We start from the raw sequence: 12,555 nt of genomic DNA, 5'->3' as shown, positions 1-12,555 counted from the left end.
CGGCGACCGGATTCGACGACGGCCGCGAACCCGGCCGCCGCGCCCCGTCCCCGGGGGCCGCGACGGGCGCGGACCGGGCGCCCGCGCGCCCGCTCCCGCGCGCCGCCCGGCCGGCTACAGGTCCTTGATCCGCAGGTGCTTGACCACGTCCTTGAAGATCCGCTCGCCCTCGGCGCGCGGCTTGCCGCCCGCGGGCATCTCCACGCTGAGCTGCCACTGCACCTTGGAGTCGTTCATGTAGTGGAACTCGCGGCGGCGCAGGTCCTCCGGGTTGTCGGAGTCGTTGGTGGTGTACGTGGCGGTCAGCTCAGCGGCCTTCTCGCCGTGGTACGTCGTCGCCCGCACCGAGCCGTCCACGGAGTCCTTGGTCCAGCCGTACTCGTAGGAGTTCTCCTGGTAGTCGTCCAGGTAGGAGTTGGCCTCCTGGAGCGCCGTGGGCGTGTCCGACTCGTCGGTGACCGGGTCCCGGTTCAGGGTGATCGTGAAGACCTTGCCCGGGTCGAGCAGCGTGATCTCGTCGTCGTCCTCGCTGAGCGTGTAGTCCTCGGGCGCGGCGAGTTCGGCTCGTACGCGCTGCTCGGCGTCGACCGTCTTCCAGCCGGCCGGCGCGTCGTCACCGCTGCCACCGAAGGGGTTGACCACCACCATGACCACCGCGACCGCGAGCGCCAACACGCCGCCACCGAGACCGAGTTGACCCTTGCGGCCGCGCAGCCAGCCGGGGATCCGGGACGGGCCGGTGGCCGGTGAGCCGGCGCCCGAACCCGCGGCGATCAGCGGCGGGAGCTGGGGCGCCGGGCGGGCCACCGACTCCAGCGTCTGCCGGGCCTCGGCCGCCGTGGGCCGCGCCCCCGGCTCCTTGCGCAGCAACTGCATGATCAGCGCGCCCAGGGCGCCGGATCCACGGGCGGGCACCTGCGGCTCGGCCGACAGGACCGCCTGCAGGGTGGCGGGGTGGTTGGTGCGGCGGAACGGGGACATGCCCTCGACCGCGGCGTACAGCACGACGCCCAGCGACCACAGGTCCGACTCGGGCCCCGGCCGCTGGCCGAGCACCCGCTCGGGGGCGATGTACTCGGGCGAGCCGATGAACGCGCCGGTCTCGGTGAGCCCCTGCTCGCCCTCGACCTGGGCGATCCCGAAGTCGGTCAGCACGACCCGGCCGCCGGGCCCCTCGCCCTGGCCGCCGCCGACACGGCCGAGCAGCACGTTGTCCGGCTTGACGTCGCGGTGCAACACGCCCGCCTCGTGCGCGGCGGCCAGCGCGCCGAGCACCTCGACGCCGATCCGGGCCGCCTCGCGCGGGTCGAGGGTGCCGTCGGCGAGCACGTCGCCCAGCGACCGGCCGCGCACCAGCTCCATCACGATCCACGGGCGGCCGTCCTCGACCACCACGTCGTGCACGGTGACCACCGCCGGGTGGTCGATCCGGGCGGCGGCGCGCGCCTCGCGCTGCATCCGCTGGTAGACGGTCTGCCGCTCGCGCTCGGGCAGGCTGTCGGGGACGCGCGGCTCCTTGACCGCGACGTCGCGGTCCACGATCTGGTCGTGCGCCTTCCACACGGTGCCCATGCCGCCGTGCCCGAGTCGGGACACCAGCCGGTAGCGACCGCCGATCAGCCGGCCCGCGTCCGGGTCGGCCGCCGCGGCCCATGCGGCTGCGGCGCCCGCGGTGGTCGGCGAGCCGGCGCCCGCCGCCGCGCCGGGAGGGCTGGGAGGGCCGGCGGGGCCGGCAGAACCAGCAGGACCCGCGGAACCCGCGAAATGCGTCGGCTCGTACGCGCGCTGCCGCCCCGCGGGTGACTGGCCCTGGTACTGGACTTGTTGCTGGCCCTGGCCGGCGACCGCTCCGGCGTCCTGCCCGGGGGTCGGCTCCGGGGCGGCCGGAGGTCTTACGCCGCGCGGTGGCTGGAGTCCGTAACTCGTGGGCTCGTCCGCCCGTCCCCCATGGTTATTCATGGCTTAATCATTACCTCGCGCCAGTGGCACATTTCCACCGGCCTCGGGTGCGGGCGACCGATGTGACAAAGCCGTTGCCGCTAGGGCTGGTTACCGCCGCCGGGGAGGTCGAAGGTATCCACAACGGTGGCGAAATGTCGCCTACCCTCGTCTTTTTCCGCCACGGGCGCCGATACCCACACGTCGTACATCCGGCCACCCTCGTCCCAACTGAGGTCGTACGTCCGCCGCGCCCCGCCGTCGTCCTGGGCCCCGTTCCAGGTGAACTCCCACAGCGCGGCCGGCCGGCCGTTGTGCGTGGTCTCGGTGACCCGGCCGTCGCGGTAGCCCTCGTACCGCTGCGAGCCCTCGGCGTGCGCCTCGCGCATCACGCGCACCGCGCCGCGCGGGTCCAGGGTCTGCGGGTGGATGCCGATCCGGAACGCCTTGCCCGGCGAGTAGTAGTACACGCGCGGCGCCTCGTACGAGCGGGTGTACCCCTTGGGCACCGCTACCCGGAACCCGGCCGGGTCGGTGATCAGCTCGTATCCGTCGGGCGCGGCCGTGGGCACCGTGGTGGGCCCCGTCGGCGGCTGGTCGGTGGGCGCGTCGTCCCGCTCCCTTACCTGGTCCTCCGCACCGCCCGGGCCCTTGGTCCGCTCGCCCCGGCCGCCCTCGTCGCCGCCCTTGTCGCCGTCCTGGGCGCTGTTGGACGCGCCGTCGTCACCCCGATCCAGCAGCACCACGGTGCCGGCCACGAGCCCGGCCAGCGCGACGGCGGCGGCGACGGCCAGGGCCACGGTGCGCCCGCGCGACCCGCGCGCCGGGCGCCCCGGGCCGGCGCCGCCGGGCGGCGTCCCGTCGGGGGTGGCCGGCGCGGGCGCGCCCTGTCCGGCCGCTGGGGCGTGACCGGCGGGCGGGCCGTGACCCCCGGGCGGGGCGTGGCCCGCGCCAGGGGCGTGGGTGGCGTGCGGGACATGGGCAGCGGCCGGCGAGTCGACCGTCGGCGGGTGGCCGGGGCCGGCCTGCTGGTGCGCCCCGTGGGCCACGGGCACCGGCTGCCCCTGCCCCGGCGGGGCGCCGTTCCCCCGGGCGGGGCCGTGACCCACGGGGCCGACCCCGTCCTGTGTGGCGCCGCCCGCGACCTGGTCCTGTCGCGAGTGGCCCGACGGGTGTGGGCCGGGCGCGGGTCGCGGAGGGCCCGGGGCGGGGGGCGTGCGCGGCGGGGGCCAGCGGGAGGCCGTCGTCGGAGGTGGGGTGCGCGCCGTACGCGCGGAGCAACGAGGTCGCGCTGGCCGCGGTGAGCCGGCGCGCCGGGTCGCGCTCCAGCAGCCCGAGGACGACCGGCGCGAGCGGGCCGGCCTGCGCCGGCGCGCGTATCTCGTCGAAGACGACGGCGTGCAGCACCCCGCCCAACGAGTCGCGCCGGAACGGCGACTCGCCGCTGACCAGCGTGCACAGCAACACCCCCAGCGACCACAGGTCGGACTCGGGGCCGGTCCTGCGGCCCGACATGCGCTCGGGCGCGGTGTACTCGGGCGAGCCGACGAAGGTGCCGGTCTCGGTGATGGTGGTGGCCCCGGCGACCTGGGCGATGCCGAAGTCGGTCAGTACGACGCGCCCGGTGCCCGCCTCCATCAGCACGTTGGCCGGCTTGATGTCGCGGTGCAGCACGCCGCGCGCGTGCGCCGCGCCCAGCGCGTCGAGGAGGGCCAGCACGATACGGGCCGCCTCGCGCTGGCCGACCGGGCCGCTCTCGGCGATCTGGTCGGCCAGGGAGCGGCCGTCGACCAACTCCATCACGATCCACGGGCGTTCGTCCTGCTCCACCACGTCGTGCAGGACGATGACGTGCGGGTGCTTGAGCTGGGCCACGGTGCGCGCCTCGCGGAGCGTGCGCTCGCGCCGCGCCTGGGCGTCGAGCGCGGACAGGCCCTCGTCCAGGTGCAGTTCCTTCACCGCGACCTGGCGGCCGAGCAGTTCGTCGTCGGCCCGCCACACGGTGCCCATGCCACCGCGCCCCAACTGCCCCACCAACCGATAACGCCCGGCGATCAGCCGGGCGTTGCCCCCGTTACGTGCCATGCGGCCATCTTGCATCACGCGTCACAGCGGGCCCGGGTCCGGGGGCGGGCCGCTACGCGCCCTCCACACACCCCGTCGCCAACCCCCGCAACGCGCCGTACGCCCGCTGGATGAACGCCCCGTTCGGGGCCGGCGCCCGGTTGGCCAGCGCCACCAGCGAGACGCCCGCCTGCGGGCTGAAGCCGGCGAACGCCGTGAAGCCCCGCGTGCCGCCCGAGTGGTGGTAGAGGTCGAAACCGGGGCGCGGGCGGATGTTCCAGACCAGCGCCATCCGGGCGGTGCTCCGCGGCACCACGAGCCGGGGCCGGGTCACGTCCGCGAGGGCCTCGGTCAACCGCGCCGGCACCGTGCCCGGCGCCGTGGCCGGGTCGGCGAGCGCGTCGAGCAGGTCGAGCACGTCGCGGGTGCTGGAGCGCAGGGCCCCCGCACCGGGCAGCCCCGGGATCTCCCACGGGGGGCGGGCCCGGCCGTGCCAGTAGCCGGTGGCCTGCGGAAGCTCGGGCGTGCACGTCGTACGGCGCAGCCCGAGCGGGCGCAGCACCCGGCCGGCCAGGAGTTCCCCGTAGTCGCCGTAGGCGCCGCGCCCCGGCGACGCGGCCCGGGCCAGCAGGTGGCCGAGGAGCCCGACACCGAAGTTGGAGTAGCGGAACCGGTGGCCGGGGCGGGTCCGGGTGCGGGTGTGGCCGAGGGAGGCGAGCAGGTCCTCGGTGCGGAAGGTGGCGTACGGGTTGGTGAACCACTCCGGGGCGGCGCGGGTGAGGAGGCCGGGGGGCAGCCGGGGTAGCCCGGAGGTGTGGGTGGCCAGGTGCAGCAGCGTGATCGGGCCGCCGGGCACCCGGGGGGCCGCGACGCGCGGCAGGAAGCGGGTGATCGGGTCCTCGTACCGCACCTCGCCGCGCGCCACCGACTCGGCCAGCAGCAGCGCGGTGAACGTCTTGGTCAGCGAGCCGAGTTCGAAGCGCGTGTCGGCGTCCACGGGGCGGCCGTCGCCCCAGGCGGTGCGCCCGTCGGCGAGGAAGACCCGGTCCGCTCCGCGTCGGGCGGCGACCGCGACGCCGCTGGCGCCCGGAGCCGCGCGCAACAGCGGCACCAGGGTCTCGGTGGCCCACGCCGGCTCGGCCCCCATGGGCGCGGGCGCCGTCCGCGCGCCCCCGCGCGCGCCCCGGCCGGTGCGCCGGTGCCCGTCCCCCGGTCCCACCCCCCGCTGCCCCGCGTCCGCCCGGCCGGCGACCGCCGGCTCCGCGTCCTTGCGGCCGCTCACCGGCCCGCCGGCACGGGCTGACTGCCGCCGAGCGTGCGGGAGACCGCGAGGGTGCCCGCGACGGCGGCGACCACGGCGGTGTGCTGGTGGTGCTCGAAGCGCTCGTCGGGGTCGTCGGAGACCGGGTCGCCGTCGCGTGGCATCAGGCCGTCGGCGTGCTGCACCCGGGCCAGCAGCTCCCAGTCGGCCGCGTCGCAGTACGGCCGCTCCAGGCAGCACCCGACGATCATCAACTCGGCGACCAGGTCCCACTGCTCGATCTCGGCCCAGATGTCGATCCACACCGGCAGCCAGGTCGAGACGTACTCGGTCAGCTCGAGCGAGAGCCCGGTGGGGCGGGCGCCCCAGTCGGTGAGGTGGAAGACCGCGTGGGTCAGCGAGTAGCCGGTCATCCAGTCGATGAGCCAGGGCTCGGGGGTGCCGCCGAGCCAGGTGGCGCGGGCGAGCGCGTCCCAGTCGTAGGCGTGCGGCCCCGCGTCGAGGCCGACGACGCGGGTGGCGTTGGCGACCGCGAGCTTGCGGTTGGGCACCTGCTCCACGCCACGCACCGTGCGCAGTCGCGTGGTGTGCGCGAGCAGCCGCTCCAGCGGCTCGTGCCGGTAGCCGACCCGGGTGAAGTGGGAGTACGTCTCCAGCGGGTCGCTCATCATCGGGTAGCGCAGCAGCCGCTCGTAGAGCATGTCGCCCTCGCGGAACTGCCGCCAGCAGTAGTCGATCAGCTCGCGGGCGACGCGCAGTTCGGTGGTGCCGGCCGCGGCCTCGCGCAGCACGAGCGTGCCCGCCAGGGCGGTCTCGCCCAGCGGTTTGTACACGCTGTTCGGGTCGCCGAGGTCGGCCGTGGTGTCGTCGGGCAGCGCTCCGCGCTGGTGGTGGGCGTGCAGCCAGGCCAGCGCCTTGGAGCTGACCTGGTGGGCGGTCTGGGTGACGGACGCCGTCATGCGGAGGGCTCCAGTGCGAGCAGTCGGCGGGAGATGGTCAGGTCGAGGGCGATCCGGGGGCCGCCGCCACCGAGCAGTTCCAGGTGCTCGATCAGCGGGGGCAGCTCCAGCGGCAGCGGCACCCCGTCGGAGCCGAGGAGGGCGAGCCAGCGCACGATGCGGGCGGCGGTGGGGTGGTCGCGGCGCAGCAGGGCGCGGCTGGCACCACGGGCCAGGGCCAGCGGGGCGGCGCGCGCCGCGCGGTGCACGGGTCCGTCGAGGCCGGGCAGGGCCAGCGGCGAGAGCTGCCCCATCCGCACCGACCAGCGCTGCCAGTCGAGACCCGCGGCCTCGGTGGCGGACGCGGGGGCGTCGGCCGTGTACGCGGCGTCGGTGGCGTGCAGCCGGTCGGCGGCGTACGACCCCTCGGGGACGCGGACCGCCTCGCGCGCGCGGGGGCCGCCCGCGCCGTACGCGGCCCGCAACCGGTCGTCGACCAGCAGCGGCGCGCCCTGCGGCTGCGGTGCCCGCACCCCGGTCACCTCGGCGGTGTCGATGCCGGTCAGCTCCGCGAGGCCGGCCGCGGCGGAGCCGGCCGCCGGCGGTCCCGTGGGCGCGGTGAACCGGCCGAGCAACTCGGCCATCGCCCAGTCGCGCCAGGCCACGACCCAGGGTTCGGCGGGGCCCGCCGGGGGCGGGGTGGGCGAGGTGACGGGGGGCGGGAAGATCGTGAAGGAGGTGGCGAAAGCCGCCGCGTCCTGGGGGTGGAAGACGCTGTCGCCCAGCAGGAACGGGGCGAAGGTGTCCGCTCCCACGACCCGCAGGGCGGCCAGCGCGGCCTTGGGGTCGCCCGCCCGTTCCACGTGTTCGGCGACCAGGGCCGTGCCCCCGGCGCCCCGGAGGGCGCCGAGGACACGACGAGCCAGGTCGGCCGCCGATTCGGCGTAGGCCGTCTGCGACCGATCGGGGCTCACTTGTCCTTCGGCTCCTTCGGCGACAGGAGCAGCAGGAGCAGCAGCACGCCCGCGGCCTGCGGCGTGTACATCGGAGCGTCGCTCAGCGGCGCCTCAGGCTCGGTCATCAGGTGACCGACGGCTGCTTGGTCGGTGGGAGTGGCGAGTAGGGATGCGGTGTGCTGAGCAAGCATCGATGCCTCCTCAATAGACGTGGCCATCGCTCTCGACGGCTGTTCACGATGTCCTAATTTACACCTCTTCATCCCATCTGTAGAGCTGGGCGATCAGCCCGCTCACGCCAGGCATCCATCCACACAATCAGCCCAACGCCAGCGCCACCCGCAAGAGATGAGCCGTCAATTACTGACCCTTAAACAGAACGTCGTAAGAAATAGGCCGCGCGAAAGAGCCCCCAACCGACCCCACGGAACGGACCACCGACACCCCCACCGACCCCCGACCCACCCGCGCCCGCGACCCGCCCCCCGACACGCCAGCGGCGGCCGGCGCCACCGGGCCCTCACCCGACGCGCGCCGACCGCCGCCGCGATCGCCTCAACTCACTTACCGAACCGCCTACTCGAGGCCATCCCCGGCTACCGAACGCAGGGGAATCGCCCCCCGGGGCGCGCGTCAGCCGCGCACGCGCCAACTACGGCTGTCCGTCAGCAGCTTCCGCAGTTCCGGGTCGCGCACCGAGGCCGTGGCGTCGGTGGCCCGCACCGTGATCCGCTGGCCGTGGCCGCCCGGCCGGACGCCGAGCGAGGCGGGCGTGACCGCCTGCTTGTCGCGCGCCCGGCGCACCTCGCGCCCGTCCACGTACCAACGCACCGACGCCGACTCCGGCACCCGCACGCTCACCCGCTGACCACGGGTCAGCGGCCGGTCCGTGGGGACGTCACTGGCCAGCACGCTCGCGTGGCGGTAGAAGCCCGCGATCATCGCCTCGCGCCCGGGCAGGTTGAACTCGCGGCCGAGGGTGCGCATGATCGAGTTCTCGGTGGGGCGGTTCAGGCCGCGCGGGTAGTAGCCGCCGCCCTCGTACGCGCCGACCGTGCCGCCGTCCGGGGACTGCTGACCCAGCCAGCGGTACCACTTGGCGCGCTGCGCGGCCATGGCGGACGCGCCGAGCGTGCTGATGTTGACGTCGGCCGGCTCGGGCCCGGTGTAGGTGCCGTACTCGTCGTAGACGTACTCGTCGGCGAGCTTGCCCAGCGAGTGGCCCGTCTCGTGCACGGCGACCTGCGCGGAGTCGGGGTGGTCGGACGAGACGGTGGCGATGCCGTCGTAACCGGGCCCGGAGGAGACGTCGTTGTAGCCGGCGCCGCCGTACTTGGCGGTGTTGCTGACGACGATGACCAGGTCGGCGGCGGGCGCCTTGGCGGCGTACGACTCGACCTTGTCGGTGTCCACGCACAGCAGCCGCTCCAGGCCGTCGCACCAGAAGTACGAGCCGAGCGCGGTGTCCTTGACGACGGACCGCGTGGGGTCGCCGGAGACGCCGGAGTCGTTCGAGACGGCGTCCACGGCCCACACGTTGAACAGCCCTCGGTACGCGTCGTACGGGGCGACCGCCGAGACCTGCCGCCACTTGGCGCGGGCGTCGGCGTGGAAGTCCGCCTGCTCGGCCGCGGTGTAGCCGTCGCCGATGACGACCACGTCGAGCTTGTCGGCGGTCGACCCGTTCCCCACGATCGGCGTGACGTCGCCGTCCCCGGCCCGTTCGGCCGCGTCCAGCGGCCGCTGGGCGCGCGCGACGCGCTCGGGCGGCTCGGCCGCCACCCGCACGTGCCGGCCGTGGCCGCCAGGACCGGAGAAGTACTCGACCTCGTGCGTCCGCTCGCCGTTCGCGACGCTCGGCCGCTGACCCCCGGCGCCACCGGCCGCGCTCGCGGTGCCGGTCAGCACCGCGACGGCGGTGACCCCCGCGGCTATCGCGGTGGTGCGGATGCGGGCTCGTGCGCGTCTGAGCATGGCAACTCTCCCGGGGCCGGTTACGTAAGTGGCTGGTTAAGCCGAGTTAAGTTGCCGCTCAACGTAGGGGCGCGGGAGGCGCCGGGCAATGGGTCGGACGCGGGTTCGTACAAGTCCGCGGTTCGGCGGGGCGTACGAAACGGGCCGGGACGGCCGAAACGGGGCGGGCCGCCACGGGCCCGCCCCGTCTCTACCCCGCCACTGCCGCTGGGGCGGGGGCCGGTTCGGTCAGGCGTCGCGGGCGAGCCGCAGCAGACGGTCGAACACCACGCCGCCCGCGCGCACCCCGTCGTGCTCGTACTCGTTGGTGACCCAGGTGCGCAGGCCCCGGATCGCGCGGGCGGTGGCCAGCGAGTGGTCGGTGTCCACGAACAGGTCGTCGTGGTAGATCGCGGCGGCCACCGGCACCGTGTTGCGGGCCAACCGCTCCGCGTCGTACAGCGGGCCCCAACCGGTGCGCGCGGCCAGGGCGTTGGCCGTCTCGCGCAGCGGGCGCAGCGCGGGTTGGGTCTCCAGCATCCACGGGTGCACGCTCTCGCCGGTGAGCAGCACGGGCGCGCCGGCGGCGACCGCGGCCGGCGCGTCGAAGCCGGGGAACTCCTCCCGCACCCGGTGCGCCGACCAGTTGGTGGCGCGGCCGTCCTGCGCGTAGATGGACTCGTGCAGCAGCGTGTAGAGCGGGCTGCCGGCGCGGCTGAGCACGGCGGCGACGCGCTCGCCGAACGCGTCGCTGAGCCGGGGCCCGTCGACGGTGTCCACGAAGGCGTCCTCCAGCAGGTAGTGCAGCCGGTGTGAGCCGTCGCCGGAGCCGAGCAGGATGCCGAGCTGCTGGAAGGCGGCGGGAGTGAGCGTGGAGCCGTCCGGCAGCACCTCCTCGTGCGCGCCCAGGTGGGCCACGACGCGCGCGGCGATCTCGGCGTCACCGGGGTAACGGGCGTAGTGGGCCAGCGTCTTGCGCTCCATGCGCGGGTAGGCGGCGCGGTAGACCGCGTCGGCGTCCGCGTCCAGGCCCGGCAGCCCGCCGGTGATCAGGGCGGTGGCGAGCCCCTCGGGCGCGTACGAGAGGTAGCTGACGACGCAGAAGCCGCCGAAGCTCTGGCCGAGCACGGTCCACGGCCGGCCGCCGGTCAACCGGGCGCGGACCAGCTCGCAGTCGCGCACGATCGCGTCGGCCCGGAAGTGGCTGAGGTACGCGGCCTGCTCGGCGGGGGTGCCGCGGAGCGGGAGCGTCTGCCGGGTGGCGGGCGTGGAGCGCCCGGTGCCGCGCTGGTCGAGGAGGAGCACCCGGAACTCGTCCAGGGCCCGGCCGAGCCAGCCGCCGCGCCCGACCGGCCGGTCGGCGCCGAAGCCGGGGCCCCCTTGCAGGTACAGCAGCCAGGGCAGCCCGTCCCGGTCGGCGTGCCGGTCGGCGGCGACGACCTCGCGGGCGTAGAGGCGGATCCGCTCACCCTCCGGCGCCGCGTGGTCCAGGGGGACGTCGAAGGCGTGATCGGTCAGGACGAGACCGGGCTGGCGTACGGTCGCAGGGGGGTCGACCACGTTCGACATCTGTCCATCCTCCAGTAAATCGACTAGTTAAGTGAATTTATCGCCGAGATAAATTTCTCCGCGACAAACCTACCTGCGGGAGACGAGGGCACGGTGGCTGACAAGGGCACCCGGGCGGCGGCCCGAGCGGACGACGCGACGGGGACGACCGGGGACGCGAGCGGCCCGGCGCCGGACGACCCGACGGGGCCGCGCGCCATCGGGCGCCGCGTGCTGCGGCTGCGCACCGAGCGCGGGCTCACCCAGCGCCAGCTCGCCGAGCCCGCGTACACCGCCGCCTACGTCTCGACCCTGGAGGCGGGCCGGGTGCGCCCGTCGGACGCCGCGCTGCGGCACCTCGCCGAGCGGCTCGGCACCAGCCCCGACGAGCTGGCCACCGGCCGCTCCCCACGGGCCGCCACCGAGCTGCGGATGGGGCTGACCGACGCCCGCCGCACGCTGGCGACCGGCGCCGCCCGCGACGCGGCCGACGCGTTCGCGTCTCTGCTCGACCGGGCCAGAGACCTCGTTCTCCCCGCCGAGCAGGCCACGGCCCTGCTCGGGCTCGGCGACTGCGCCCTGGAGAGCGGTGAACTCGCCACCGCGCGACAGCGGTTCGAGGAGGCCGAGCGGCTGTTGGCGGACGAGCCGCTGCCGCGCCGGGTGCCGGCCATCCGGGGCCGGGCCACCGCGCACCTGCTCGCGGGCGAACTGCGCTACTCCTGCTACCTGTTGGAGAGCGCGCTGGACGAGCTGAACGCCGCCGGGCTGCACGACCCGGACGCGCTGCTCCTCCTGTACACCGCCGCCATCGCCCCGTACATGGACATGGGCGCGCACGCGCGGGCCGCGCAGGCCGCCGAGCTGGCGCTCGCGCTGGCCCCGCGCGTCGCCGACCCGGTGCTGGTCGCCGGCATGCACCGGGGCGTGGCCCGCACCCTCATCGCGGAGGGGCGCACGGCCGAGGCGGACGCCTCGCTCGCCAAGGCGCAGGAGCTGTACCAGCAGTTGCGCATCCACACCGACCTCGCGCACTGCCACTGGATGCGCGGCTACGTACACGCCCAGGACGGCGACCTGCCGCGCGCCGAGGAGGAGTTGCGCACCGCGCGCTCGATGCTGGCGTCCAAGCGCGCCGCGCTGTACACCGTGCAGGTGGAGGTGGAGCTGGCGGACGTGCTGCGGCGGCGGGGCAAGACGGACGAGGCCCGGGACCTGCTGCGCCCCCTGCTCGCCACCCCGGGCCCGACCGACACCGCACCGGCGACCGGCCCGGGCGGCCCGGCGGCCGAACCGGACGGCGCGGCGACCGGCCCGGCGACCGAGGCCACCGGCGGGCTGACCGCGGAGCGGGGCGCCGTGCACGCGGGCGGCGCGCACCGGCTGCTCGGGCTGATCGCGGAGGAGCGCGGCGACCTGGAGGCGGCCGAGGAGCACTACTGCGCCGCCCTGTCCCTGCTTGAGCGCTCCGGCGCGGCCGGCGACCTGGCCGACCTGTGCCGACTCCTCGGCGACCTGCTGCGCCGCACGGGCCGGGTGGAGGCGGCGCTCGACGCCTACCGCACCGGCCTCGGCCACCGCGCCGCCCCCGGCACCACCACCCTCGGCCCCGCCCCCGCCGGCCCCCGACCCCCCCACTGACCGACCACGAGCGCCGCCGGAGGCGACGGGGAGCGGGGCGCGGGAGGGGCAGGCGCGGGGCACGGGAGGGGCAGGCGCGCCGGGCACGGCAGGGGCGGACGGCCGGCACACGGTACGTACGGGGCACGGGAAACGCACGAGGCGCGGGAGACGTTCAGGCCGCGTACGGGCCGTACGGGGCGTTCAGGGCGCCGGGAGCGGGGGCCGGGCCCCGGCGTCCGCGCGGCCGGGGCGGGCTCCCCCGGGCGGGGAGCCG

General features: G+C 75.7%; 10 protein-coding genes. 1 reads left to right on the top strand and 9 read right to left on the bottom strand.

Translation table 11 applies throughout. The annotated features are described in order from the left end of the window. Nucleotides 1-114: 114 nt before the first annotated feature. The 9 genes from OYE22_RS20280 to OYE22_RS20240 form a co-directional block, all read right to left on the bottom strand. Complete coding sequence (locus OYE22_RS20280; protein ID WP_277321738.1) at nt 115-1,959, bottom strand: serine/threonine-protein kinase; 1,845 nt, start codon at nt 1,957-1,959, stop codon at nt 115-117. 80 nt (nt 1,960-2,039) lie between these two features. Continuing rightward, the gene (locus OYE22_RS20275) at nt 2,040-2,738 is read right to left on the bottom strand and encodes a hypothetical protein (protein ID WP_277321737.1); all 699 of its coding nucleotides are present in this window, start codon (nt 2,736-2,738) and stop codon (nt 2,040-2,042) included. Continuing rightward, nucleotides 2,662-4,023 (bottom strand): serine/threonine-protein kinase, encoded by a 1,362-nt coding sequence (locus tag OYE22_RS20270; RefSeq protein WP_277321736.1) that lies wholly within the window; start codon nt 4,021-4,023, stop codon nt 2,662-2,664. Before OYE22_RS20270 ends, OYE22_RS20275 begins: the two co-directional genes overlap by 77 nt. A 52-nt stretch (nt 4,024-4,075) precedes the next feature. Next, entirely contained in the window at nt 4,076-5,149 is a 1,074-nt protein-coding gene (locus tag OYE22_RS20265; protein WP_277321735.1) for a serine hydrolase domain-containing protein, read from the bottom strand. Between the two features lie 131 nt (nt 5,150-5,280). Next, nucleotides 5,281-6,222 (bottom strand): hypothetical protein, encoded by a 942-nt coding sequence (locus tag OYE22_RS20260; RefSeq protein ID WP_277321734.1) that lies wholly within the window; start codon nt 6,220-6,222, stop codon nt 5,281-5,283. Continuing rightward, entirely contained in the window at nt 6,219-7,175 is a 957-nt protein-coding gene (locus OYE22_RS20255) for a hypothetical protein (protein WP_277321733.1), read from the bottom strand. Before OYE22_RS20255 ends, OYE22_RS20260 begins: the two co-directional genes overlap by 4 nt. Beyond that, nucleotides 7,172-7,348: a hypothetical protein gene (locus tag OYE22_RS20250; protein WP_187060393.1), complete on the bottom strand. Its 177-nt coding sequence runs from the start codon at nt 7,346-7,348 to the stop codon at nt 7,172-7,174. The genes OYE22_RS20255 and OYE22_RS20250 overlap by 4 nt, the downstream gene beginning before the upstream one ends. A gap of 442 nt (nt 7,349-7,790) precedes the next feature. Next, complete coding sequence (locus OYE22_RS20245; protein ID WP_277321732.1) at nt 7,791-9,131, bottom strand: M64 family metallopeptidase; 1,341 nt, start codon at nt 9,129-9,131, stop codon at nt 7,791-7,793. A 228-nt stretch (nt 9,132-9,359) separates the two neighbouring features. Then, entirely contained in the window at nt 9,360-10,679 is a 1,320-nt protein-coding gene (locus tag OYE22_RS20240; protein ID WP_277321731.1) for an alpha/beta fold hydrolase, read from the bottom strand. Between the two features lie 198 nt (nt 10,680-10,877). Between OYE22_RS20240 and OYE22_RS20235 the strand changes: the two genes are divergently transcribed. Then, nucleotides 10,878-12,299, top strand: coding sequence for a helix-turn-helix transcriptional regulator (locus OYE22_RS20235; protein ID WP_277324226.1), 1,422 nt, complete (start codon nt 10,878-10,880; stop codon nt 12,297-12,299). Nucleotides 12,300-12,555 lie beyond the last annotated feature (256 nt).

The sequence above is a fragment of the Streptomyces sp. 71268 genome (assembly GCF_029392895.1).
In the GTDB taxonomy this organism is placed as follows: Bacteria; Actinomycetota; Actinomycetes; order Streptomycetales; family Streptomycetaceae; genus Streptomyces.
The sequence above is the reverse complement of the archived record's forward strand: the minus strand, read 5'-3'. Positions and strand labels throughout refer to the sequence as shown.